Source organism: Cuniculiplasma divulgatum (assembly GCA_031200235.1).
In the GTDB taxonomy this organism is placed as follows: domain Archaea; phylum Thermoplasmatota; class Thermoplasmata; order Thermoplasmatales; family Thermoplasmataceae; genus UBA509.
This window is the reverse complement of sequence record CP133595.1, coordinates 905,168-927,629: the sequence shown is the minus strand read 5'-3', so window position 1 is coordinate 927,629 and position 22,462 is coordinate 905,168. Positions and strand designations below refer to the sequence as shown.

The window sequence follows — 22,462 nt, the reverse complement described above, 5'->3', positions numbered from 1 at the left end:
CCCTCAACCAAGACTCTCTTCCTCATGGAGACACCATTCACTTATCACATTAGAATACGGGATTCTGCCTGCCACTGAACCTGTTGCGTATTTTACACCATTGGAAAGTTCATGGACTCATTTTTCGCTGTGGAAAGTCGAAAAAATATGAAGTTACATTAATGTGCAGAAATTTTTAATAAATGTTAAAATTTACTGGTAATAATATAATTATTATTCTCGCTGTGAATCACATTGTGTGCTTCATAAGTTATTTCATCCTGAATCTGTGGCCATCGTTGGAGCCTCTAATGATCCGGGAAAAATTGGAAATGTGATCCTGAAGAACCTGATTTCATCAGGGTATAGAGGCAGTATTTTCCCGGTTAACCCCTCACAGGATGAGATAATGGGGCTGAAATGCTATCCTGACCTAAAGTCCATAGGCCATAGTATTGATTTATGCGTAATTGCCATTCCTGCCAGATCATCTGTTGCAGTGGTGCAGGACTGTGTTTCCTTGAATGTGCCATTCATTGTGATGATACCGGGAGGTTTCGCAGAAACCGGCAAGGATGGCAAAGCACTGCAAGACAGAATAAGTTCCCTTATTGAGGGCACAGAGACAAGGATAGTGGGCCCCAACACTGTTGGGATATATGTACCCGGCAGCGGGCTCAACACAACCCTGACTCCAACCGACAGAGTCCAGTTTCCGCCTGCGGGAAATATAGCATTCATATCACAGAGCGGTGCACTGGGACTTCTCACCATGGATACAATATCTGAATTCGAAACAGGCATACATTCATTCATAAATGTCGGTAACCGATCTGACCTGGATGAACTGGACATTTTGAAATACCTTGCCTCAAGAAGTGAGGTGAAAGGCATAGCCCTGTATCTTGAGAGCATACCTCGGGGGAATGACTTCTTCAGGATCATGAAGACTGCGGTGCAATCCAAGCCCATCGTGATACTCAAATCCGGCAGAACTGAAACAGCGGCAAAGGCGGCATTGCTGCATACCGCCTCCATGGCCACTGATGATAGGGTTACAGAAGGCATATTCAGGCAGCTGGGCATTGTCAGAGCCCAGAACGAGACCGAACTCATGGACTTTACAAGAACATTATCCTACTCCAGAAATGCCCATGGTAACAGGGTAGCTGTCGTGACCAGTGCTGGTGGAGTTGGCGTTGTGACCACGGACCTGCTGTCGCTTCCTGCCCATCCTGATCTGAAAATGGCTGAATTCTCTGAACGTACAAAGGATGAGATCAGAAAACTGATTGTGGCCTTTGGATCTGTGCAGAATCCTGTGGACATAACGGCTGATGGCAGTGTTAGCCAGGTTAACGATATCCTGGCAATACTGAATGAAGCAGATGAAGTGGACCTGATTATACTTTATGCACTTCCACAGACACCTAAAATGACCATGGATCTGGTTGATGTGGCAGTTAAATGGCAGAGGTCAGGCAAGCCTCTGCTGGTTGGAGTTCTGGGATTCAAGGAAGCCAAAGGAATGCTGCTTTCCCTTGAGCAGCAGCACGTTCCATCATTTCCAAGTATATCAAGAACGGTACGATCGGCTGAGGCGCTTGCCAAGTATTCTTTTTACATGAGGAGGATGAAAGATGCTGCTGTATGAGGATTATCCCGGAGGGGTCATGGACGAATTTCAGGCGAAGGCCCTTCTAAGGAAATACAAAATAAGAACGCCACTGGGTATGCTTATTGAGGGCAATGCCCTGCCGGATGATATATCGCTTCATTATCCTGTGGTTCTCAAAGCCGTAGGGCACGATTTATTGCATAAGTCTGATTCCGGTGCTGTAATCCTGAGAATTAATGATAGAGATCAGCTTGATTCGGCCTTCAGACACCTTTTGACCAAATTCCCAGAACACAATTTCCTTCTTGAAGAGATGGTTCAGGGGAAGGTGGAGACAATACTTGGCGTGAACAAAAATCCCACATTCGGACACGTCATTATGCTTGGAACAGGTGGCATCCTGGCAGAAATTTTTGATGATGTCTCATTCAGGACTGTAAATATATCCACTTCTGATGTCAGTGAAATGATAATGGAAACATCCCTTGGAAGATTTGTAAGGGGATTCAGAGGCATAAGAATAAACGAGAAAAGCATTGTGGATACCGCGATTTCACTTTCGCAGCTGATACAAGACGAAGGCGGAAATATCAGATCACTGGACATCAATCCCCTCATACTAACGGAAAGTGATGCTTTTGCCGCAGATGCCAAAATTGTGCTTTCCAAATAGTGCGTCTACAATGCAAATCATTTTCCTGTATCAAATACAGTTGAAAAGAGTGGAAACAGCAAAAGTATTTTTAGCGTTTTAATACTCTCAGGCTGCTTCATACCCTGGGTAAACCAAGGGCCGGTAGATCAGCGGTAGATCGCCTGCTTTGCAAGCAGGAGGCCTCGGGTTCAAATCCCGACCGGTCCATATTTAAATTTGGTCCAGATGATTAAATATATCAAGTGGCAGCAGATACATACCAAATCGGATAAAGAGGTTCTTTGGCCATGGGGAAGATAGTTTTGTTGTCTACACCGGCCAACTTAGGGTTGCGTCTACCGGAAGTTTCTAGTGTACCCGGATGCTCGAAGGCTCCTGAAGCGCTGAGGGAAGCTGGGCACTACCGATTCTTCATTGAAATGGCAGGAATAGATGGTGGAGCGACAATCCCTGGCCAATACTCTGATAAAATTTCAGCTGGAAGAATACGAAATGAGGACGAAATACTAAAATATTCCAAGAAAATTCAAGAATGAATCACAGGAATATTAGGGAGTGGAAATACTCCTCACGTAATTGGTATTGACTGTAGCCTTCTTCTCGGGATCGGGCTAGCACTCAAGAGGCGAGGTAGCTATGGGCTTGTCCACATCGATGGCCATACTTATTTTCGCCACCCGGGTAATTCTAGCAAATGTGCGAGCTTAGCTGGCGAAGATTTAGCCGCCGTAGTAGGACTCCACTATCCCGAAATATCCAATATAGATGGCACAGGTCCATATTTTGAGCCGAGAAAGGTTGTACACTGTCGTTGCAGAGATAATGACGAGCACCTTTTAGAAGTATCAGAGAAACTTCGACTAGTGATTCCGGCGAGCAACGTCATTGCAGATGGAGTGATAGAAAGTGGCAAACGCATCGTGAGTGCGCTAAAAGAATCTGGAGCACAGCCCTATTGGCTTCATGTTGATCTTGATGTTCTTGATCCCAGCGTGATGCCTGCTGTTGATAGCCCTGATGAAGGAGGCTTTGAAGGTGAGCATCTTGCTGAGTTGATGAACTTCTTGGCACCGGGCACTATTGGTGCTGATGTCACTATCTTTAATCCGGATCCCGACCCGGATGGAAGATATGCTATTTATGTAGTCAAAATTATTTCTGAAGGATTGAGGTACCTCGGCGTGATGCACGTGTGATTTGTTCTGAATGTGTGCACAGGGAGCACTAATATCCCTAAAGAGGCAATGTTCACGACTGGAGCGGCCTCAAGACCTGGTAATTGGTCTCGCAAAACCAACTGGACCGTGAGGGATGAAGACGAAACCGAAGCAAAGCTGAGAACCTCACAATCTTCAGCTGTGGGAGTATGTCAGACCTGTTTATAGCTGTCGAATCTGTTCTCGGTTAAGAACCAAATTGGTAGAAAGACTTAATACGGTTTACCATATATACGGCTAGATGGTTAAAACCAAGATAACCGTATCAGTAGAAAAACCAGTTGTGGACAACGCAAAGCTGGCCCTATTGAAAAAAGGAAGGACCCTAAGCGACTACATCGAAAAATCACTTCGTTCCCTTTCCACAGCGGAGATCCTAAGTGATCTGTGCAAGGAGCTTAATCTCGACTGCGGATACATAAGCGGGGAAGATGTAGAGAGGAACAGGCCTGATCTCACTGGTAGAGTGTACTCAGAAAAAGAAGTCAGGGAAATGCGAAATGAACGTATCTCACGTCTATCTTGATACCAGTATACTGATCAAAAGGTACGTTAAGGAGGAAAACAGCACCCTGGCTGACAGCTACTTTCATCAAGCCCAGCGAGGGGAGACAGTTATTTGCCTGTCTGAGATCAACCTTGGCGAGGCGGCTGTTGTTTTTGACAAATACTCAAGGAAAACGGGTATTGACGCGAGAAACCGTCTCCAAGCAATGCTAAGTGAGTTGGGCTTACTTGAAAGATCCTCCTCGGTTGAAATATATCCTGTTAGTAGCCAGATAATCAGGAAAGCTGTCGAGACAGTTCTTGAACAACACATATATATTGTAGATGCAATTCAGCTAGAAACCTGTATTGAAGCCGGGACGACTGTGTTCTGCTCGGCTGACAGGGGACTTAATGCAGCAGCCAGGAAGCTTGGTATAGAAACGGCCCTGTGAGTACCGTAATATGCTTTTTCTTCTCTATTTGCGAAGCTGCTAATCAGGCATAAGTATCAATCCCAGGTATAATGCGAGAACAGCAACTCCCTTCTTGTCCCAAGAACCTTCAACGGTATTCCCTTAAAACTTTAATCAAATCCCGATCGGTCCATTCCGAGTTTTCCTAATTCTGTCAACTGCCTCTAACTCAGCCGATGATGGGAGTTACAACACGATTAATCTCACGATCATGATCTTTTTTCTGACTTCCACTTACCATACGTTATGAATAATCATGATTCATTTCCTTTACATTATGATAACAGATCCTTTAAATTTTCTCAACCATTATTTCATTATGCAGGAAAAAGTCTTTTACGCCATTGTTTCCGCGATAGTGATTATAGGGGGAGTGGGAATTGGTGTTGCTTATGACCATCAGGTCGCCGTCAGCAGTAGCCAGAGCAGTAATCAGCAAAGTAATGGTGGATATCATCTTGACTTGATAGAAGTCATGGACGCAAACTACAACAGTTCGATTGGAGCTCAACCCAGGTACTATGAGGTTATGAATGGCACACTTCAATCCACGTCGAATATAACCCTGCCTACACACATAAAAATAACCATCACCATCACTTCGTACGATATGGGTAACACATCGGTACCTGCGCAGTATTTGACTGCCAGTGGGGTTCTAAATGATCAGGTCTATGTCATAAACGGCACTACGGCTATGGGAAGCAATACTTCAAAGTCATGGTCTACCAACATAACATCATTCCCAGCATCAAAAGTATTGCATACTTTCACTATCTTACAAGGTTCGAGCACCGTTGTTAACATTCCTGTAATAGCGGGATATACTGAGGTTGCTTCTTTTTACTTAAACAGCAGCGGAAGCTATGTCTGGCAATGTGAGGCTGCTTGTGGTTCAGGACCAACAGGATGGGGAGGCGCAATGTCCACTCCTGGCTGGATGACAGGAACTATTTATGCCCAATAAATTATAGGACATAATGATTTATGAGAAACACCAAAGCCATTACCCTCGCAGAATCTGGGAGACCACAGGTTACAAGACGGGTCATATTCTATGGCATATCCCTCTTGCTCTCTCTCCTTATCGTAGTCATATCCGTTACATTTTTTGTGGTCGTTGTTTATCTTGAGGGGAGAGTTACTGATGACTTTTTCTATCTTTTTACGGGGATAGTAATTGTTAATCTTGTTATTTCGGCACTCTCTGTAAAAGGGCTAATGACGCTATATCCACTGATTCAACCTGAACATACAGAGTACAAAACCATTGTCTTATCGAAACTGGATGGGTCGTACCCATCTGGTAATACTGCCTCACCGATCAGAATTAACCCGGAACACTTTACAGATTTAGAGCTTGAAATCATAGATCTCATAAACAAAAATGGAAATAAAATGCTTCAAAGTGATATAGTGACAACAATTAATGCCTCAAAAGCCTCCATATCCAGGACCCTGACAGCATTGGAGAATAAAGGGGTGGTTGTGAAGATGAGAAAAGGCGTAACAAATGAAATAATCCTTACTGAAACCTATTCAAATTAGTTTCATGAAACATGTTTCAACCAAGAATTAAGTGTCTTTCCACCATATATGAGTACCATGGGTAAACATTTTGAAAACTTGATGTGGTTCATTGTGGCGCTTGTCTCTGTAGTTGCGGCAGTTACAATAATTGTCTCCATTCTGTTTGGAGGCAACTATTACAATGGAACCTATGGCCCATATGGGATGATGGGTGGCTTCTATGGTATGGGAATAATAATGCCGATCATAGGTGTGATATCGGTAATCTTGGTGTTGGTGTTCATTTATTTCATATTTGAAGACGTTCGAACCCCTGAACCGCATCGACCTGTTGATCGGATGGCAAGGGCAGAGGAGATTGCGAAAGAAAGATTCGCAAGGGGAGAAATATCTGAGTCAGAATACCGTCAGATGATTGAAACCATAAGAAGGTGAAATTTTCTATGAACAAATATAAAGCTATAGGAATTGTGGGAGTTGCTTTCCTTACTGTCGTGCTTGTATTTTCGGCTTTCTACTACTACGGTGGATACAACACACCCAGCAGTTCCCAGCACCTGACGCAGTCACAGCTTGAAGGTTTGAATGTAACAGAGCCGGGAGTTTATGCTTCACAGACTAACTCGACTATTTACATAAACAGTTCCAGCAGCTTGCTTGTGATGACTGGACCCATGAACGGACCGAGCATGTACAGTTTTGAGATACTAGGCATGTACAACCCAACGATAGTGATCAAAGAGGGAGTGACTGTTCATTTCACAGTGGTAAATATCGATACCGATTCTGAACATAATTTTGTACTTAGCAATCAGGGTCCACCATATCCCTACATGAGCGGAATGGGTTCCATGGGATCGGGGGGATACAGTTCGATGACATCCATGAGCTTTCTTCCACCAACAAATTCGGGTTATTTCTATTACTACAATATGAGTTACAGTTTTTCGCAATCCGGAACGTACTGGTACCTGTGTACCTATCCCGGTCATGCTGAAAACGGGATGTATGGGAGGATAGTTGTAGAACAATAATTATACGGGCAGCAGCAATGCTGCCTATCTAACTTTTTCAATTAGTTTGAAGTAAACATCATTGCTTTGCGGCGGATTTTTGATGTGCCTGCGAAATAAGCGAGTATTTTGAGCCAAATGACAGGACCAACTAAAAGGATGAAAAACAATAGTTAACGATAAAACCAACCCTGATGGGTCGCTGCCTCTCGTCGAATGAATTCGCACAGGCAAATATCCATTCATGCATTTTATACCATAAGGAAACAATCTCTGCAGCAAAATATTGGTGCGCCAGGCAGGTTTCCCGCCTGTACCTGGGCCCATTTAACGATTATATGAGTGAGTCAACAACGATTTTGAGCTTTGTTTCAACCTCATTTAGAAAGGCCGTCTTCTGTTCCATCTTATCTGTCTGAATGGTATGGAAAATTTCTGCAGGCATTTGAGCAGATATCTCAGCACCGTCTTCCACTGATTTTACTATCAGATGGCATGGAATGAGCGTCTCTACCTTGTGGTCGAAGGAAAGGGCTTCATGTGCATATTCAGGATTGCAGATATCAAAGGTTGTGAAATTAGGATATTTAAACCCCTTTGACCTCAGGATCTCGCCTATCCTGATCTCAGATAGTATAGAGAAACCGTTTAGAGGTACAATCTCTCTAACCTTGTCACACGCTTCATCAAAAGAACGCTCTGTTTTGACTCTGTATTCAGTTGCCATTTCTTCACCTGGACAGAATTTCATTCTTCATGCTTAAATACTCTTCTTTTCCGATTTCTCCTCTTGCATACCTCTCATTCAGTATTTCCAGTGCAGTTTTAGTGTCATCCGCTGAGGAGTTTTCCTCATCGCCATGGCTGTGCATTTGATGCTTTCCCATGTGGTTTCCCGAATTCTTCATACATCCACAAGACATAGTTATGAAATCTTGTTAATGTATAAAACCATACTTTATTCAATCTGTAAAATATGATCACCAGAAACGTACATAACGATAAGAATCACCCTGAGGTGAGATCACACCCCATAAGATGGTGTAAAAGAGCATGGGCGTATCAGTAGGTTAGTGAGAAACCCTTCACGATCAGACTGCCAAATCGTCCTTTCCTGATAGAGATGTTCTGCCTGCCCCTATCTATGGCGCGCCAGACAGCTTTGCTGATGGCTATTGTGAACCTGTCTGTTTTAATCATTTCATATAGGGATGGATCGTTGATGTCATAAAGAATCCTTGCAGTGATTTTAGCTTCCAATTGGCACATATTATCGGGGCAAGGCCCTTTTTCTTCAACCAGTTCCAAGACTAAAAATTTCCCTTTAACAGCCTTTATTACTCCCTTTCCCGATTCAACTTTCCCTTTCCCAACAGCAATTGAATCTGGAATGTTTGAATTCTTGTCCGCCAGTTTATTTTCAGCCACGCCAGATGATGAGTCCACTCCGTTAGTTAAATCTCTCACTGAACTCATGGTAGATTATAATTCATCTCAGTTATTTATAATATCTCTGACCAAACTGTCCAGGCAGCTCCAATATATTAGACGTTATGAGAATGTTTGATTAGAACTGTAGCATCCCTTTTATCAACAGCATCTATCCGTACATGCTAGTGTCTGGAATCTTCTTCAGGAATCATCTCCCCTCTTTTCTTGAGGTCTCTCTCACAGTTCGGACAGCACACGTAATATGTCTTCCCCCTTATTCCTACTGAGATCGGACTGTCCTTGATCTCTTTTCCGCAGTAATCGCAGTGGATATTTTCTACCCTGTTCATGTTTTCATACGATTCTCTTGAGGTTGCTATTTCAACTCTTTTTATGCTAGCCTTCTTTAACTTTATGAGGTCCTCATAGTAGAGGATCACCATATAGGATCCGTCTATGAGAGAGAAGCGCTCCAGGATAATATTTTCCGGTATGTTCTCTAAATTGTCAGTGTATACGAGGACCATATCCTTTTCTTCATCTGCAATGGAGATGGTGAATTTCTTGATCCTTCCGCTTGATATTATGGAGTCCAGGGCTTTCTTGGCCGTAAGCCTGCTGATGCCCAGCTCACTTGCCATGTCCACTATGCTCATCCTGGAATTTCTCTTGAGCAATAATATGAGCCTCTGTTCCAGTTCAGAAAGATTTCTTCTCATAATGTAATGATTTTACTCATCTACTTTAACATTATGGATAGATATAATATATGTATATCAACACAATTCATAACTATGGCCACAGATGTAATATGCGGAATGAAAGTGAAGGAGAGCACTGACCTGAAGAGCGAGTTCCAGGGAAAAACGTTCTACTTCTGCAGTAGCCACTGCAAGTCAGAATTCGACAAGAACCCCCTGAAATACAGTAGGTAAGGAGAACATAAATGCCAACTGATCCCGTATGTGGAATGTTTGTACCTGAGGATACCGATCTGACGTCGGTAGTCGACGGGCAAACGTACTATTTTTGTTCTAAAACCTGCCAGCAGAAGTATAGTTCACCGGAAAAAGAAGCGACTCGCCTAAAAAGGCGACTTGTTCTTGGGTGGGGCCTCGCGATACCGATCATAATCATAAACTACCTGGTTCCAGGAAGCCTTTTTCTTGGACAGGCATACAAGGATATTGCCCTCTTTATGCTGACTCTTCCGGTTCAGTTTTACTCTGGATATGGATTCTACGAAGGAGCATATCATGCTATCAGGAGCAGATCCGGAAACATGGACCTCCTGATCTCAATGGGAACACTTACTGCATTCATATTCTCCAGCTATGTTACCTTTTTCCCAGGTAAGATACCGGCTGCAGACGTCTACTTTGACGCGTCTGCATTCATCATTACACTCATACTCACGGGAAACTTCATTGAGAACCTGACAAAGGTTCGTGCCAACAGGGCTGCCAGTAAGCTTCTGGAGCTTATCCCAAATGTTTCGCACGTGATCACAGAAAATGGAAAGGAAGTTGACACACCAACAGACGAACTCAGGGAAGGCAACATTATACTTATAAGGCCTGGCGAATCCATCCCTGCAGACGGGAAAATCTACGACGGTTCGGCTGAAGTGGATGAATCCATGCTCACCGGAGAACAGGAACCGGTATTGAAAAAGAAAGGCGACACAGTTTCATCCGGCACTTCCAACCTCAATGGCGTCCTTAAGATCAGTGTTACAAGGACTGGAAAGAACAGTACCGTTAGCCAGATATATGAACTGATCCAGAGGGCAATTTCAGGAAGGGCAAAAGTACAGAGAATTGCAGACGTGTTCTCAGCAATATTTGTTCCAGTGGTAATTGCCGCGGCCCTGGCTTCGGGACTATTCTGGTATTTCTACCTCAATAGTACAGGTTTTGCCCTTCCCCTGGAAATTGCAGTCCTGGCATTTGTCTCGGTTGTAGTCATAGCCTGCCCGTGTGCCATCGGACTTGCCGGGCCAATCACATTACTCATATCCTCGAATTACGCCTCCGAGAACGGTATAATAATAAAGAATACCAGCGCTCTGGACAGGCTGTCAAAGGTCAATATGGCTGTATTCGACAAGACTGGCACACTTACGGAGCCGGATCCGGCTGTTACTCACATTCTCCCTGAAAGCGGATGGTCAAGAGATGATATGCTGCGTATGGCAGCTTCCGTTGAGAGATCTTCCAACCATCCCATAGCCAGGGCCATAATAAAGGAGGCTGGAAAAGCCTCCATTTCGATCGATGAGGCGCAGGGGGTCAAAGAGATGCCTGGTATGGGAATATCGGGCACTGTTGATGGCAGGGAGGTAAAAATAACTAGGGCCAGTCGTGCGGGAGGATCTGTGGTATCCGTTTACGTGGACGGTTTGAGTATAGGAGATATAACGCTTGCATACACCGTTCGGGAGAGTGCAGTTGCCACAATAACAGAACTCAGGAAGCTCGGCATAAGAACTGCCATGGTAACGGGGGATTCGAAATCTGAGGCCGAAAGGGTTGCCAACATTCTTGGAATCAATGATATCCACGCGGAGGTTCTTCCGGAAAACAAATCAGAAATTATCAAGGAATACCAGGCGAAAGGAGACTTCGTCATGTTTACAGGAGATGGTATCAATGATACCGTGGCACTTGAAACAGCAGACGTTGGTATTGCAATGGGCTCCGGCACGGATATCGCTAGGGAAAGTGGTGACATTATACTCATTAACAACGACCTGAGACAGCTCATACTGACCAGGATCATAGGAACCAAAACCATCACAAAGATAAAGCAGAACATCGGGTGGGCTGTGGGCTACAACACGCTGCTGATGCCAATTGCTGGCGGGGTGCTGGTTCCCTTTCTCGGATTGTCCGTCTTCTCTGTGCTTCCGATCCTCGCTGCGTTTGCAATGGGCATGAGTTCATCATCTGTGGTGATAAACTCTCTGATGCTCAGAAAGAAGATGAGCAAGGAATGGAAAAGAAGGGACCTTCGCCTTTACTCAAAAACGGCTCAGCCCCATCCTTCGGATTGAAATACAGGCTTAATAAAGCAGATATCACACTTTTTATTTTACTTCGACACACATTTACAGACCGCCAAAAAGCCATGCAATCGTTATTCCTGCGGTTAGCGCCAGAATTGATATGGATGCCATTATCAATATGATCCTCCTACCAGGAAGAGATTCTTTCATGTGGTGCATATCTATATGCTGGCTTGTCATATTTTCTGAATCGTGTGTTTTAGGCCTGACAGTCATCATGCCGTGCTTAAGGTGCCTTGACACCAGCCACCAGTTCATTGGGTAAGCCATTCCTAAGCCTCCCAGGAGAGCCATGGAGAATATAAACCAGAACACCACTCCTAACGGGTTATGACCTTCAGGAAGGTTTGCCAAGGAGATAGTGGAAATGGGAATCATTGCAGTCATCAGCAGATTCATGGAGAGCAGTTCCGGTATAAAAGTCGAAGCTAAAGAACGCCTGTAAGAACCACCTGCCATATCACGCATGAACAGTGACTGGAATATCGCCCATCCAAAAAGAAAACCAAGAAAATATTCAATGGGCACATCAAAAAATGGAGAAACGTGTATTACAGAACTAATTACCGCACCCACTAATATTCCTATGCCGTCTCCTGCGACGCAGTGGATTGTCGACCCGAGTACCTGTCTCCATCTTGCAGAAACGTAGCGTTCATGAAGACCAGGTAGAGGCTCTCTGCACCCTACCACATAAAGGAAAGCCCCTATAACTCCTGTATAAGCTGTTACCAAGACAAATCCCAGTTTAAGGATTGGGTTCTCCGGGGTGGAACGTATGTCCAGGATTACGAATATAAGAAAGGGAAATGCAAGCGCAAACCAAAGCAATATCACCCCTTCAAGAACTGAGGTATACATTTCACACAACTTCTTCTGGGTCTTATGGTCTATTATGTTAGACTATGTGAGTTCTTAACTCTTTTCTGGTACTGTAGGTGGGTATAAAGTATTTCCAATTTCACCAGCAAAAGAACTTAATACAGTGATATCTTAGAAGGTGTAGTACGCCGTATGCCACCATACAGAAAGCAACAAATGCTTTGTTTTCACTACAAAATAGATTCACATTGGGTTTAAAAGAATTTATGGTGTTCCCTTAAAACTTTAATCAAATCCAGACCGGCCCATTCATCAAACTAGATCTCAATAACTTGGATACCAAGCTTTTTGCATTGCTTTTGCAGTATTTTATCAAAAGTGACTAAAGGTACCTTTCTCGAATTTGCATCATACGCTATTATCCAGTCATTGAAATCTCTGAAACTCAGCTTGTTTTCAGCCATGAAAGAGGATACTTTTTCCATCATCTTTCCAGAAAGCCAGGAGACTGTGAAATAATCACTTTGCAATAATTCCTCTATCTTCATTCGAACACTTTCATTATCTATTCCATACCTTGGAAGCACAAAACCAAGTTCAACAATTGACAGCGAATTTATTATGGGATCATTTGACTCATCGATAAGCTCACTAGCACTATCATGATGCGGGGAATTCTCTATGGTATCATACACCAGAACACTGGTGTCAACTAGGACCGTCATTTATTGCTTTCCTCCCATCCCTCCCTTATCTCCTTGTCCGCATCCAGAGATGAAAGATTCTCTTTTGCCTTGAAGGTAATTCGCACTTTACGTTTCCCTGTAGTGTTCATCCTGTTCCTGAGGCGTTGGTTAATGATCTTCGACATATTCTTTGTGCTGCCATATTTTTCTATGGATTCCTTGATGATTTCAGCGTAGATCTCTTCGTCCAGGTTTATGGTGGTTTTGACCATGAATGCTAATCATCACACCATATGAACATTTAACGGTAAACTGTCATGGATACAGTTCAAACACTCCCCTTCAAAAGCGCACTATATTTTTCGTCTGGAAATCATATTTCAGAATGTTCGCTTAGGACTTTAATCAACTCCCATCCGATCCGTTGTAAATTCCAATTCTCTCATATTCTGTGTATAACTTTTCCTCCTGCCTGGTATGCTATTACCTATTCAAAGAACGTATTGATAGCAATCAGATTCCATCCGATTTCCTAAAGGATGCTTTTCTCTTCATGTGAATGGTGCTTCCTCTGGCCTCGGTATAGTTGGTAATCTCAATCCTTGCACCACATTCACAGTTTTTTAGTTTATTCATGGCGACATACCTTACTATCTTCCTTCCACAGAATGGGCAGGTCACTTTATTCCTTGCCTCTAATTCCAGTTCTTTCAGCAAGGTTTCTTTTAATTCTTCAAGAGTGCCTTCAAACGAGTCGAGGATTCTACGGTCTCCAATGTAAACCTTGAACCAAAAAAAATTCTTATTTATGCACTCAAAATCAGCGACAGTGTAGTCAATCCCGTATTCCAGTCCAGCATCGCTAAGATATTTTTCGAGTTCCTCCCCTAATTTGTAGTAGGCGTCCTTCTTGGAGATTCTCGCATTAACATTTTGAAGAAGACTTTCTTTTTCCGTGAATGTTTTCATGGTATTCACTATATTCTCATTGTCTATGGTAAGTCCCGAACCCAGATCCTTGTGCGCAATCTTTGGAAAAAACTGAATCTAGTCGACCAATCCGTCATATGTTTTTGACGTGTAGCTATAATCGGATAGATAATCAGAAAGAGCGCTTTTAAGATCGTTCTCATTTTTGCTGTCAGTTAAACGCTTTCTGATTTTGTATAGCAAAATCCTACGTTTTACTTCTTCAGTGTCCAGTCCCTCCTTTAAAATCAACTTCGCAACATCGTCTCCTGAGGTCCAGCCATAAGGAGTTGCAATCGAATCCGTGTTCCCATTCAGAATGCTGATAAACTCCCTTATCTCTTGTGTTGGATCCACGTTTGGATCTATGTAAAACAGCATTTGAGCTGTGGCGATTGCAACAGCCTTTTTGCATTTAACTTGCGACTTACTCATGTGAAGCATATTGTAGGTACGCGGTTTATATTCATTTAGTAATTGACTCTCATGATTACAATAACACACATATTAAAAACGAGGCTGGTCACTTGTAGACGTTCTTTCTATGACCCAGTGATCTGACAACTATCACTCTTCTATTTTCTTCAATATCCGCAATCACTCTATAGTCACCAACTCGCAACTTGTATTCTGTTCTTCCGACTAACCTCACAAAGAACCTGTGTGGATCGCTTCTTGTGCTTTCAATTTTCCGGATAATCCGTTTGGCTACAGGAACTTCCAGACCCCGAAGCTGGAAAAGGGATTCCTCCGAATATTCAACCTCAAAGTCTGTCACTGGATTCCCAACTGTTTCTTGACTTCTTCCGTGGTGTGGATCTTCTTCTCTTTCACATCCAGGAGCCCTCTAAGTAGAGAAGCCCTGAAATCCTCAGTGTAAAATCCCTCCTCATCGCCCTCAGGAATCAGTGACATGAGTGCATTCAGCAACTCATCGTACGTCATTCTTTTGTGCGCTCTTAGTCCATTCAATTTCTCTCTTGTAGATCGGCTAATCTGTATGGTTGTGTAATCCATGTATATCCATCATATAATTAATGTATAACCACAATATAATAGTTTTCTTTCAGCCCATTTAGACATGGGTGTCGAGTAATATTTACTCATTGTGAGATAATGAAGTGTTTCCTATTTTTCAAGTACTGCAAAATTATTCGCTTAATGTTTTGAGCGAATCCCGACCGGTCCGTTCCACATTAATGTTTAGAAACCTTGTGATTTATAGAGTCAACTTAGAGGCTTAGATTGTTCATTCTCCTCGTAAGTTCTATTCCGTCTGGCATTTTTATCGGAATTGTGTATCTCCTTGGTCCACAGATAGACGAGTACAAGCGCAGTTATCGAAGGTACAAAGATGCCAATCACCCATAAATGAAATGCCGTATTACCAGCTTACCACGTAGGGAGTTGTTTTCCATCATCAGACATGTGGTAATGGGAACGAAAAGCGGTGGGTGCCATCTTTCCACGTTATTCCTGCATTAGTATCTGAGAAGCTATTTAGTTGATCATAGTTAAGGTCGAAATCGTTACCACGTTTATGGCATTTCAAATTATACTCTTGAGCCATGCTGCTCTACCATATTGATTATTTTTTACGAATATATATGCAGAAATACGCAATTCGCTTTACAAGTTGAAGATAATGCCATGTTTTATTGTGTATGAGCTCGTTTAGAACTTCTATGGATCCACAAGGACGAATGAATATAAGGTAGTTTGAGGTTTTAAGTATCCCAGAGGTCAGGGTTGAACAACAGAACTCTATACGACAAAACTTTATACTATCGAACACTATAGACAACTGTGACTATTTCAACGATCCAGATAAAGGAAGAGACCAAGAAGACATTACAGTCAATGAAGCTGCATCCAAGAGAAACTTATGAAGAAGTGATCGAAAGGATGCTGGAGGATCTTCGTGAACTTAGTGAAGAGACAATAGCAGATATAGAGGAAGCTAGAAAGGAAATTGAATCTGGCAAGTTCGTCACACATGAGAAACTGAAAAAGGATCTTGGCCTCTGATGGAATACGAAATCATATGGTCAATCAAGGCTGCAGATCAGATGAGAAGTTTAGACCGATCCATTGCCAAAAGAATTCACGAGAAAGTGGGTCAGCTTTATCAAAACCCTGAAAGGTTTGTCGAGAAACTAGTCAGATATCCATATTACAGGCTTAGGGTTGGAGATTATGGCGTGATTCTTGACATCAAGCACGAATCTGTTAGAATACTGATCTTAAAGGTGGGACACAGGAGCAGAATATACGAACGATAGGTTTGTATAGTGTTCCCTTAAAACATTAGCCAAATCCCGACCGGTCCATTTTTGACTAATACGGACCGTTGAATATTAAGGAATTTGCATAAAGATTCTCCTCTATATTATCACCCTCCTTACGTTTCCACTGTTGGTATGGATATTTTTTCATAATATTGTAGGGTGTCTCGCAATTTAACAACTGACGATTTTCATTATCTCCCTTGGCCTATTTCCCATTTTGATGTTTGATACAATCATGAGATTGTATGCAATTGTCTTAAGACCAATTGCAGTATCGAATGATCTGTTCCTGACATACCAGATATCCTCTGTTTCCATTATCTCTTCAAGGATGGAGAGTGTTCGCTCAATCTCCCACCTGAGGGAATACAGAGAAGAGTATTCCCTCCTGAGATCAATGCCTATTTCCCTGTTCATGGACAATCGTTCAGGAATAATTCCTCTCCTTCTGTTTGTGTCAATCACAGGAATGGAATGTGTATTCTCAAACACATAATCGTATATGTCAGATGTATCATATGCTGAGTCTGCAAGAATATAGGAGAAGTTTCTGACAGAATCCACCATGTCATGGGATACACGTGAATCATGCATGTTTCCTTTAGTAACAAGCCAGTCCATGATCAGGAGGGAATCTATATTCAGTGACATATGGCACTTCCTGCCATAAGACCATCCCTTGGTGGTCTTGGACCATCCTGATTCAGGATCTTTGTAATTTCCCCAGTGTTTCCTCCTCATTGCAGTGGAATACTTGCATGTGTGGATCATGAAGGAATCCACTGCTGCGCATTCCTTCATGGAATAGAGGAATGTGATCTCCCTGTTTATTGCATGGAGATCAAATTTCCTCGCCCTCCTTGACAGGGTCTGGAAGCTTGGTATTTCCTTAAGGCCCCATCATGGTCAGATATTCCTCATGATTGATGAGGAATACCCCGGCAGATCGATACGATATTCCGAATATCTGCAGCAGCACAAGAATCTTCAGAATCTGCCGATCTGTATATTTTCTTCTCCTTTGATCGGGCGAAACTATATTGTCTATCAGTTTCATAATCAACGGGATATGCTGTGTGGGCATATCCCAATATTCTCATTCTGTTAATAATGTTCGACATCTGTCTGACTCTTCATGAAATACGAGACACTCTACATAATATTGACTAATTCTCCTCCACCTCTCAGATGGGTAGCTATCAAGATATACTGTGTTACCGAATGAATTTGCAGTCCAAAATAATTCAGCTATAAAAAAATTAAAGTAGGGTATAGTGTAAGTGTCTTAACATGCGACTATATTCCGGATCCAGTGAACAATTTATTGACGATGTTTACAATAACAAAATTGCTGACAAACTAAAAATCAGTTTCTTCGAACAGTTTCATTATAATCCAAGCCAGTCTGAGGTAAATTCCTGGCAGAACTCACTGAGATCTGTTTCCATGATATTTGATCGAGCTAAATTGAACGACCATGGAGTTATTCTAGAATATAGGCTCCCTCAAACTTCCAAACGTTTGGATTGCCTTGTGTGTGGTAAAGACGGTCAAAACAAGGATCAGGCAGTAATAATGGAATTAAAACAATGGCAGACAACCAAACCATCAGATGGGGAGCGTGAGTTAAAGACTATCTTAAATGGTGGGTTTAGGGACGTGCTTCACCCATCTGTGCAGGTAGGACAATACAAAGAATATCTACAGAACTACCACACTGCCTTCTACGAAGGGAGATCGCCCATATTGCTCAATGCATGCTCATATCTGCATAATTATCCATACAACCCAGAAGATGAGATTTACTCGGTAAAATTTGAACCTTTCATTTCCAACTTTCCTATCTTCACGAAGGATGAGGTCAAGGAGCTTGGTGATTACCTGGTTGAGAAACTGTCAGGCGGTGATGGAATGAGAGTGCTCAGCCGCGTTGAAGGAGGGAAAATTAGGCCCAGCAAAAAGTTGCTTGACCACATTGCAGCGATTATAAATGGTTCAGATGAATATACATTGCTGGATGAACAACTAGTTGCCTTTGACATGGTAATTAACGCTGTGGAAAAGAGTTTTAAGAATGGAAAGAAAACAACCATTATAATTGAGGGTGGACCGGGAACTGGAAAATCAGTTATAGCTATGAATCTGATGGGCAAACTATCTGGACGACACTATAATACACATTATGTAACCGGTTCACGTGCATTTACTGGTACTTTGAATAAAATCTTGGGAAACAAAAGTTCCTTGCAGTTAATGCATTTCAATAAATATGGAAAAACTGAAAGAGATGCAGTTGATGTTGTGATAGCTGATGAAGCCCATAGAATGTGGCCTAAAAATCTCGATAGATTTACAAGAAAAGAGGACAGAGTTGACACTCCGATCGTCGATCAGATAATAAATGCCGCAAAGGTACCTGTATTTTTTGTAGATAATCTTCAGATCATACGCCCCAATGAGGTGGGGACCGTTCAGTATATTGAGGAACATGCCAACCAAATGGGGTCTAATGTCCTCAAATTCAAGCTGCAGGCACAATTCAGATGCCAGGGGTCGGATGCATTTGTAAGCTGGATTAACAATACACTTGGAATTGAAAAAACCGCAGACGTTATCTGGTCTGGTAATGACAGTTTTGACTTTAGGATTTTTCAGTCTCCGGAATCCCTTGAACGCGCAATTATGGAAAAATCTGAAAGCGGTAAAAAAGCCAGAATTGTAGCTGGCTTCTGTTGGGAATGGTCTGATCCAATGGAGAATGGACAGCTCGTTCCAGATGTTTCTATAGGTGACTTTAAAAGACCATGGAATGCAAAGTCAGGAGTCAGTTCACGAAGATTGGGAGAGGGAATTCCGAAGGAGACCTTATGGGCCCACGACCCAAATGGAATCCATCAAATTGGATGTGTGTATACAGCACAAGGATTTGAGTTTGATTATGTAGGGGTAATTTTTGGTCTTGATCTGAAGTACAACCTAGACGGACAAAAATGGGAAGCCCATCCTGAGAATTCAAAGGACCCCGCAGCGGCCCGATCAAAAGAAAGATTCATCACCTATGTGAAAAACATATACCGAATACTCCTTTCGCGAGGTATGGAAGGATGCTATGTCTATTTTGTCGACAAAGACACCGAGAGGTTCTTTAAGACACGAATGGAGTGATTTTTACAGAAACATATGAGAACCAATAAAACCTGGATTTCCAATTAGCAGCTTCAAAAGCAGGAGACCTCGGGTTCAAATCCAGACCGGCCCATTCATCAAACTAGATCTCAATAACTTGGATACCAAGCTTTTTGCATTGCTTTTGCAGTATTTTATCAAAAGTGACTAAAGGTACCTTTCTCGAATTTGCATCATACGCTATTATCCAGTCATTGAAATCTCTGAAACTCAGCTTGTTTTCAGCCATGAAAGAGGATACTTTTTCCATCATCTTTCCAGAAAGCCAGGAGACTGTGAAATAATCACTTTGCAATAATTCCTCTATCTTCATTCGAACACTTTCATTATCTATTCCATACCTTGGAAGCACAAAACCAAGTTCAACAATTGACAGCGAATTTATTATGGGATCATTTGACTCATCGATAAGCTCACTAGCACTATCATGATGCGGGGAATTCTCTATGGTATCATACACCAGAACACTGGTGTCAACTAGGACCGTCATTTATTGCTTTCCTCCCATCCCTCCCTTATCTCCTTGTCCGCATCCAGAGATGAAAGATTCTCTTTTGCCTTGAAGGTAATTCGCACTTTACGTTTCCCTGTAGTGTTCATCCTGTTCCTGAGGCGTTGGTTAATGATCTTCGACATATTCTTTGTGCTGCCATATTTTTCTATGGATTCCTTGATGATTTCAGCGTAGATCTCTTCGTCCAGGTTTATGGTGGTTTTGACCATGAATGCTAATCATCACACCATATGAACATTTAACGGTAAACTGTCATGGATACAGTTCAAACACTCCCCTTCAAAAGCGCACTATATTTTTCGTCTGGAAATCATATTTCAGAATGTTCGCTTAGGACTTTAAGCAAATACCGACCGATCCACTAGTTTTTATTCATTGAATTTTTATCACTGATAGATATTTAAGATATCCCCATTAAGTGATAGTTATCAGTGATATATTAATAAAGTATCACTGAATACAGATACAGGGATGAATGAAAATCTAGAACCAATCTATCAGTTTATACTTGAGAAACTCAAGATCTCACCTTATGCAAAAGTAGACCGGTCGTATCCGATATCTGTAGGAGAAAGGGAATTGCTTATAGATTTGGCAATTGAATCGAAAGATACTATGACTCTTGTAGAAATTAAGTCTAGAATAAATGAAGACACCATATACAGAATATATGCCCTTTCACACTTAATAAATAAACAAGCGGTGGGTGCGAAGGAGGTAAGACTGGTTTGTGCCGGAAAGACAATAAAATACAGCATTCAAGAGCTTGCTAACAAGCTTGGTGTAGAAATATTACTTGTCCCTCCAAAATTGTATCAGTATTTGTCAGAGATGGCAACTGGGTCTGGGTTGAACGCTTCTTCCCAACACGTAAAAACGGGTCCGTTAAGGCTTACTTCCGAAAAGGCGTGGAAAATTGTCTGCTCATTACTGGCTGACAAGCCATCCAATATCCTTTCTATTTCTAGAAAAACCAGTGTTTCATATGGGTGGGCAAATTACGTAATTCATAGGTTAGAAAATGCCGGAATAATAACTGTAGATTACGGTTTGAGAGTAAAAGATCTGGACAGACTTTTCAATGTGGTCTCGTGGGAAAGAGCCCTTGATGGCCTGCTCGTGGAGACTATAATCACGAATTTCAGTACAGCAACCCAGTGTATAAATGAAGTCGCGCTTAATCTCAACAGGCTTGGAATTGATTATGCTTTCACTGCCCATTCGTCTGCCGTTTCATATGGTTCATCAATAATGAGAGAGGATACTGCATATATCTACCTAATAAATCCATCCGACAGGGGGGTCATTAGATCCTTTTCCGATGGGAAAGCTGGCGGATGTCGCTTGAAGGTGTATGTACCGGAGAGAGATATCATGAAATCCACCACCATGTTTAATGGCATACGGGTTGTTGATATGTGCCAGAACATACTGGATCTTGCAGGATTAGGAGCAGATGGGCGTATTGCCGCAAGGGATCTGGTGAATAAGCTTGGGCAATGAAGGAGCCGAAGATATTACTCTGGCCAGAGGCTCCTTCGAATAGCTCAGGTACATTTCCGACTAGAGCATTGCTAACAGAAATTACAGGCAAGGCGACGTCGTCCTCATAGGTGGTTGGGCAGTCCATTCGTTTAATCCCTGGAAATATTCACTCGATATCGATTTCATTGCAACTGGTCGTTTCAAAGACACATTAAAGAGACATCTGTACTCTGCCCGTCATTACAGCAGAGAAAGGGATTCTGCAGGAAACATACTATATTTAAAGAATTTTGGTTCTGGAAAGATTTATCTTGACTTTCTGCCAAAGAAAGATCAATTCCACGGAACGAGTAAATTGCTCAATTTTCTGGAAATAGAATACGAGACTGCTCCAAGGAATATTTCATACTCATTTGAGCCTGAGTTCAAAGTCATAGTACCAGAGATCTCAATGCTCCTCCTGCTAAAGTTAAAGGAGGCATGGGATAGACATTATGACTTATCGCTTGAAAATATCCCGGACAAGGATCACTTAAGTGAGAAATTCACCAAGGATTGTGGTGATATCATTGCGTTACTTCAGAGTGATGCATTTCAGTTTGCCAGATTTGATTTGTTGTCTTCAGTCATATCCGGATTTGATTTCTTGCGGGACTTCTTGGAGTGTGGGATTATAGAGGATAATTCAACTTTTGACCGCATTCCTCATAGGGAAGGAAAAGCATTGGTCAAAAAATTATTGTCTCTTATTTGATGAAACAATAAATTGAATGGCCATAAGGTTATTAGAGAATATCTGAAAGTATTCGCTTAAAACTCTAACCAAATCCAGGTCGGTCTATCAGACATAAATTATCAATACACATTCTTTCTGTGGCCAATCTTAATTACAAGAATTATTAACTCGTTGTTTTTGATCTGATAGATCGCCCCGTAGTCCCCAATCCTAAAGACTCCACAAGCCTGTCAAAATTGAGGTCAGCGGTTTCCCTTTCTAAGGTTCATCTTCGAGCTTTTGAAGCGATTTGATAATCCTGTCT

Annotated in this window: 32 protein-coding genes and 1 tRNA gene; 18 read left to right on the top strand and 15 right to left on the bottom strand. The window is 42.2% G+C overall.

Annotation, left to right across the window (positions count from 1 at the left end):
- Positions 1-238 precede the first annotated feature (238 nt).
- The 11 genes from RE469_04980 (at position 239) to RE469_04930 (ending at position 6,995) form a co-directional block, all read left to right on the top strand.
- Positions 239-1,633: a CoA-binding protein gene (locus RE469_04980; protein ID WMT45551.1), complete on the top strand. Its 1,395-nt coding sequence runs from the start codon at positions 239-241 to the stop codon at positions 1,631-1,633.
- Positions 1,620-2,270, top strand: a complete 651-nt coding sequence (locus RE469_04975; GenBank protein ID WMT45550.1) for an acetate--CoA ligase family protein — start codon at positions 1,620-1,622, stop codon at positions 2,268-2,270. Before RE469_04980 ends, RE469_04975 begins: the two co-directional genes overlap by 14 nt.
- Before the next feature lie 117 nt (positions 2,271-2,387).
- Positions 2,388-2,459, top strand: a tRNA-Ala gene (locus RE469_04970).
- Between the two features lie 80 nt (positions 2,460-2,539).
- A complete protein-coding gene (locus RE469_04965) occupies positions 2,540-2,788 on the top strand; it encodes a hypothetical protein (protein ID WMT45549.1) in 249 nt (82 codons plus the stop codon).
- Positions 2,789-3,448, top strand: a complete 660-nt coding sequence (locus RE469_04960) for an arginase family protein (protein ID WMT45639.1) — start codon at positions 2,789-2,791, stop codon at positions 3,446-3,448.
- A 262-nt stretch (positions 3,449-3,710) separates the two neighbouring features.
- Complete coding sequence (locus RE469_04955; protein WMT45548.1) at positions 3,711-3,995, top strand: hypothetical protein; 285 nt, start codon at positions 3,711-3,713, stop codon at positions 3,993-3,995.
- Positions 3,970-4,410, top strand: coding sequence for a type II toxin-antitoxin system VapC family toxin (locus RE469_04950; protein WMT45547.1), 441 nt, complete (start codon positions 3,970-3,972; stop codon positions 4,408-4,410). Before RE469_04955 ends, RE469_04950 begins: the two co-directional genes overlap by 26 nt.
- 298 nt (positions 4,411-4,708) lie before the next feature.
- On the top strand, positions 4,709-5,398 hold the full coding sequence (locus RE469_04945) for a hypothetical protein (protein ID WMT45546.1): 690 nt from the start codon (positions 4,709-4,711) through the stop codon (positions 5,396-5,398).
- A 20-nt stretch (positions 5,399-5,418) separates the two neighbouring features.
- Positions 5,419-5,979, top strand: coding sequence for a hypothetical protein (locus tag RE469_04940; protein ID WMT45545.1), 561 nt, complete (start codon positions 5,419-5,421; stop codon positions 5,977-5,979).
- Between the two features lie 57 nt (positions 5,980-6,036).
- Positions 6,037-6,396 carry an SHOCT domain-containing protein gene (locus RE469_04935; GenBank protein WMT45544.1) on the top strand — a complete coding sequence of 120 codons (360 nt, stop codon included), beginning with the start codon at positions 6,037-6,039 and terminating at the stop codon, positions 6,394-6,396.
- Positions 6,397-6,404: 8 nt separating this feature from the next.
- Complete coding sequence (locus tag RE469_04930) at positions 6,405-6,995, top strand: rusticyanin (GenBank protein WMT45543.1); 591 nt, start codon at positions 6,405-6,407, stop codon at positions 6,993-6,995.
- A 313-nt stretch (positions 6,996-7,308) separates the two neighbouring features.
- Here the strand turns inward: RE469_04930 and RE469_04925 are convergent, their stop codons facing one another.
- From RE469_04925 to RE469_04910, 4 genes are all read right to left on the bottom strand, one after another.
- A complete protein-coding gene (locus tag RE469_04925; protein ID WMT45542.1) occupies positions 7,309-7,701 on the bottom strand; it encodes a DUF302 domain-containing protein in 393 nt (130 codons plus the stop codon).
- 4 nt (positions 7,702-7,705) lie between these two features.
- Complete coding sequence (locus RE469_04920; GenBank protein WMT45541.1) at positions 7,706-7,882, bottom strand: SHOCT domain-containing protein; 177 nt, start codon at positions 7,880-7,882, stop codon at positions 7,706-7,708.
- Positions 7,883-8,036: 154 nt separating this feature from the next.
- Positions 8,037-8,450 carry a hypothetical protein gene (locus RE469_04915; protein ID WMT45540.1) on the bottom strand — a complete coding sequence of 138 codons (414 nt, stop codon included), beginning with the start codon at positions 8,448-8,450 and terminating at the stop codon, positions 8,037-8,039.
- Between the two features lie 137 nt (positions 8,451-8,587).
- A complete protein-coding gene (locus RE469_04910) occupies positions 8,588-9,124 on the bottom strand; it encodes a TRASH domain-containing protein (protein WMT45539.1) in 537 nt (178 codons plus the stop codon).
- 75 nt (positions 9,125-9,199) lie between these two features.
- Between RE469_04910 and RE469_04905 the strand changes: the two genes are divergently transcribed.
- Entirely contained in the window at positions 9,200-9,340 is a 141-nt protein-coding gene (locus RE469_04905; protein WMT45538.1) for a YHS domain-containing protein, read from the top strand.
- Between the two features lie 11 nt (positions 9,341-9,351).
- A complete protein-coding gene (locus tag RE469_04900) occupies positions 9,352-11,460 on the top strand; it encodes a heavy metal translocating P-type ATPase (GenBank protein WMT45537.1) in 2,109 nt (702 codons plus the stop codon).
- A 54-nt stretch (positions 11,461-11,514) separates the two neighbouring features.
- Here RE469_04900 and RE469_04895 read toward each other — a convergent pair whose 3' ends face one another.
- From RE469_04895 to RE469_04865, 7 genes are all read right to left on the bottom strand, one after another.
- The gene (locus RE469_04895) at positions 11,515-12,333 is read right to left on the bottom strand and encodes a DUF4396 domain-containing protein (protein ID WMT45536.1); all 819 of its coding nucleotides are present in this window, start codon (positions 12,331-12,333) and stop codon (positions 11,515-11,517) included.
- Positions 12,334-12,611: 278 nt separating this feature from the next.
- Entirely contained in the window at positions 12,612-13,019 is a 408-nt protein-coding gene (locus tag RE469_04890) for a PIN domain-containing protein (protein WMT45535.1), read from the bottom strand.
- Positions 13,016-13,252, bottom strand: coding sequence for a hypothetical protein (locus RE469_04885; GenBank protein WMT45534.1), 237 nt, complete (start codon positions 13,250-13,252; stop codon positions 13,016-13,018). Before RE469_04885 ends, RE469_04890 begins: the two co-directional genes overlap by 4 nt.
- A gap of 241 nt (positions 13,253-13,493) precedes the next feature.
- On the bottom strand, positions 13,494-13,949 hold the full coding sequence (locus RE469_04880; GenBank protein ID WMT45533.1) for a hypothetical protein: 456 nt from the start codon (positions 13,947-13,949) through the stop codon (positions 13,494-13,496).
- Between the two features lie 78 nt (positions 13,950-14,027).
- Complete coding sequence (locus tag RE469_04875) at positions 14,028-14,384, bottom strand: hypothetical protein (protein ID WMT45532.1); 357 nt, start codon at positions 14,382-14,384, stop codon at positions 14,028-14,030.
- Between the two features lie 88 nt (positions 14,385-14,472).
- The gene (locus tag RE469_04870; protein WMT45531.1) at positions 14,473-14,727 is read right to left on the bottom strand and encodes a type II toxin-antitoxin system RelE/ParE family toxin; all 255 of its coding nucleotides are present in this window, start codon (positions 14,725-14,727) and stop codon (positions 14,473-14,475) included.
- On the bottom strand, positions 14,724-14,894 hold the full coding sequence (locus tag RE469_04865; protein ID WMT45530.1) for a hypothetical protein: 171 nt from the start codon (positions 14,892-14,894) through the stop codon (positions 14,724-14,726). Before RE469_04865 ends, RE469_04870 begins: the two co-directional genes overlap by 4 nt.
- A gap of 861 nt (positions 14,895-15,755) precedes the next feature.
- Here RE469_04865 and RE469_04860 point away from each other — a divergent pair.
- Positions 15,756-15,977, top strand: a complete 222-nt coding sequence (locus RE469_04860; GenBank protein ID WMT45529.1) for a hypothetical protein — start codon at positions 15,756-15,758, stop codon at positions 15,975-15,977.
- Complete coding sequence (locus RE469_04855; protein WMT45528.1) at positions 15,977-16,231, top strand: type II toxin-antitoxin system RelE/ParE family toxin; 255 nt, start codon at positions 15,977-15,979, stop codon at positions 16,229-16,231. The genes RE469_04860 and RE469_04855 overlap by 1 nt, the downstream gene beginning before the upstream one ends.
- 177 nt (positions 16,232-16,408) lie before the next feature.
- On the opposite strand, the gene RE469_04850 is transcribed toward RE469_04855, so the two are convergent.
- Complete coding sequence (locus tag RE469_04850; protein ID WMT45527.1) at positions 16,409-17,038, bottom strand: transposase; 630 nt, start codon at positions 17,036-17,038, stop codon at positions 16,409-16,411.
- A gap of 88 nt (positions 17,039-17,126) precedes the next feature.
- Positions 17,127-17,294 carry a hypothetical protein gene (locus RE469_04845; protein WMT45526.1) on the bottom strand — a complete coding sequence of 56 codons (168 nt, stop codon included), beginning with the start codon at positions 17,292-17,294 and terminating at the stop codon, positions 17,127-17,129.
- 233 nt (positions 17,295-17,527) lie between these two features.
- On the opposite strand from RE469_04845, the gene RE469_04840 reads away from it, so the two are divergent.
- On the top strand, positions 17,528-19,402 hold the full coding sequence (locus RE469_04840; protein ID WMT45525.1) for a DUF2075 domain-containing protein: 1,875 nt from the start codon (positions 17,528-17,530) through the stop codon (positions 19,400-19,402).
- A 103-nt stretch (positions 19,403-19,505) separates the two neighbouring features.
- On the opposite strand, the gene RE469_04835 is transcribed toward RE469_04840, so the two are convergent.
- Together RE469_04835 and RE469_04830 are read right to left on the bottom strand one after the other, a co-directional pair.
- Positions 19,506-19,913 (bottom strand): PIN domain-containing protein, encoded by a 408-nt coding sequence (locus tag RE469_04835; GenBank protein ID WMT45524.1) that lies wholly within the window; start codon positions 19,911-19,913, stop codon positions 19,506-19,508.
- A complete protein-coding gene (locus tag RE469_04830) occupies positions 19,910-20,146 on the bottom strand; it encodes a hypothetical protein (GenBank protein ID WMT45523.1) in 237 nt (78 codons plus the stop codon). The genes RE469_04835 and RE469_04830 overlap by 4 nt, the downstream gene beginning before the upstream one ends.
- A 262-nt stretch (positions 20,147-20,408) precedes the next feature.
- On the opposite strand from RE469_04830, the gene RE469_04825 reads away from it, so the two are divergent.
- Both RE469_04825 and RE469_04820 read left to right on the top strand, forming a co-directional pair.
- The gene (locus tag RE469_04825) at positions 20,409-21,440 is read left to right on the top strand and encodes a hypothetical protein (GenBank protein WMT45522.1); all 1,032 of its coding nucleotides are present in this window, start codon (positions 20,409-20,411) and stop codon (positions 21,438-21,440) included.
- A 337-nt stretch (positions 21,441-21,777) separates the two neighbouring features.
- Complete coding sequence (locus RE469_04820) at positions 21,778-22,176, top strand: hypothetical protein (GenBank protein ID WMT45521.1); 399 nt, start codon at positions 21,778-21,780, stop codon at positions 22,174-22,176.
- Positions 22,177-22,462: the final 286 nt, after the last annotated feature.

What these genes read in the sequence shown, in the direction of transcription:
- RE469_04965 (WMT45549.1), top strand. Translation starts at nt 2,540, where the DNA reads ATGGGGAAGATAGTTTTGTTGTCTACACCGGCCAACTTAGGGTTGCGT.
- RE469_04955 (WMT45548.1), top strand. Translation starts at nt 3,711, where the DNA reads ATGGTTAAAACCAAGATAACCGTATCAGTAGAAAAACCAGTTGTGGAC.
- RE469_04900 (WMT45537.1), top strand. Translation starts at nt 9,352, where the DNA reads ATGCCAACTGATCCCGTATGTGGAATGTTTGTACCTGAGGATACCGAT.
- RE469_04865 (WMT45530.1), bottom strand. Translation starts at nt 14,894, where the DNA reads ATGACGTACGATGAGTTGCTGAATGCACTCATGTCACTGATTCCTGAG.
- RE469_04920 (WMT45541.1), bottom strand. Translation starts at nt 7,882, where the DNA reads ATGAAGAATTCGGGAAACCACATGGGAAAGCATCAAATGCACAGCCAT.
- RE469_04875 (WMT45532.1), bottom strand. Translation starts at nt 14,384, where the DNA reads ATGAGTAAGTCGCAAGTTAAATGCAAAAAGGCTGTTGCAATCGCCACA.
- RE469_04880 (WMT45533.1), bottom strand. Translation starts at nt 13,949, where the DNA reads ATGAAAACATTCACGGAAAAAGAAAGTCTTCTTCAAAATGTTAATGCG.
- RE469_04830 (WMT45523.1), bottom strand. Translation starts at nt 20,146, where the DNA reads ATGGTCAAAACCACCATAAACCTGGACGAAGAGATCTACGCTGAAATC.
- RE469_04895 (WMT45536.1), bottom strand. Translation starts at nt 12,333, where the DNA reads ATGTATACCTCAGTTCTTGAAGGGGTGATATTGCTTTGGTTTGCGCTT.
- RE469_04975 (WMT45550.1), top strand. Translation starts at nt 1,620, where the DNA reads ATGCTGCTGTATGAGGATTATCCCGGAGGGGTCATGGACGAATTTCAG.
- RE469_04910 (WMT45539.1), bottom strand. Translation starts at nt 9,124, where the DNA reads ATGAGAAGAAATCTTTCTGAACTGGAACAGAGGCTCATATTATTGCTC.
- RE469_04885 (WMT45534.1), bottom strand. Translation starts at nt 13,252, where the DNA reads ATGGTCAAAACCACCATAAACCTGGACGAAGAGATCTACGCTGAAATC.
- RE469_04845 (WMT45526.1), bottom strand. Translation starts at nt 17,294, where the DNA reads ATGAAACTGATAGACAATATAGTTTCGCCCGATCAAAGGAGAAGAAAA.
- RE469_04945 (WMT45546.1), top strand. Translation starts at nt 4,709, where the DNA reads ATGATAACAGATCCTTTAAATTTTCTCAACCATTATTTCATTATGCAG.
- RE469_04840 (WMT45525.1), top strand. Translation starts at nt 17,528, where the DNA reads ATGCGACTATATTCCGGATCCAGTGAACAATTTATTGACGATGTTTAC.
- RE469_04915 (WMT45540.1), bottom strand. Translation starts at nt 8,450, where the DNA reads ATGAGTTCAGTGAGAGATTTAACTAACGGAGTGGACTCATCATCTGGC.
- RE469_04825 (WMT45522.1), top strand. Translation starts at nt 20,409, where the DNA reads ATGAATGAAAATCTAGAACCAATCTATCAGTTTATACTTGAGAAACTC.
- RE469_04925 (WMT45542.1), bottom strand. Translation starts at nt 7,701, where the DNA reads ATGGCAACTGAATACAGAGTCAAAACAGAGCGTTCTTTTGATGAAGCG.
- RE469_04850 (WMT45527.1), bottom strand. Translation starts at nt 17,038, where the DNA reads ATGAAGGAATGCGCAGCAGTGGATTCCTTCATGATCCACACATGCAAG.
- RE469_04930 (WMT45543.1), top strand. Translation starts at nt 6,405, where the DNA reads ATGAACAAATATAAAGCTATAGGAATTGTGGGAGTTGCTTTCCTTACT.
- RE469_04940 (WMT45545.1), top strand. Translation starts at nt 5,419, where the DNA reads ATGAGAAACACCAAAGCCATTACCCTCGCAGAATCTGGGAGACCACAG.
- RE469_04935 (WMT45544.1), top strand. Translation starts at nt 6,037, where the DNA reads ATGGGTAAACATTTTGAAAACTTGATGTGGTTCATTGTGGCGCTTGTC.
- RE469_04890 (WMT45535.1), bottom strand. Translation starts at nt 13,019, where the DNA reads ATGACGGTCCTAGTTGACACCAGTGTTCTGGTGTATGATACCATAGAG.
- RE469_04835 (WMT45524.1), bottom strand. Translation starts at nt 19,913, where the DNA reads ATGACGGTCCTAGTTGACACCAGTGTTCTGGTGTATGATACCATAGAG.
- RE469_04855 (WMT45528.1), top strand. Translation starts at nt 15,977, where the DNA reads ATGGAATACGAAATCATATGGTCAATCAAGGCTGCAGATCAGATGAGA.
- RE469_04950 (WMT45547.1), top strand. Translation starts at nt 3,970, where the DNA reads ATGAACGTATCTCACGTCTATCTTGATACCAGTATACTGATCAAAAGG.
- RE469_04905 (WMT45538.1), top strand. Translation starts at nt 9,200, where the DNA reads ATGGCCACAGATGTAATATGCGGAATGAAAGTGAAGGAGAGCACTGAC.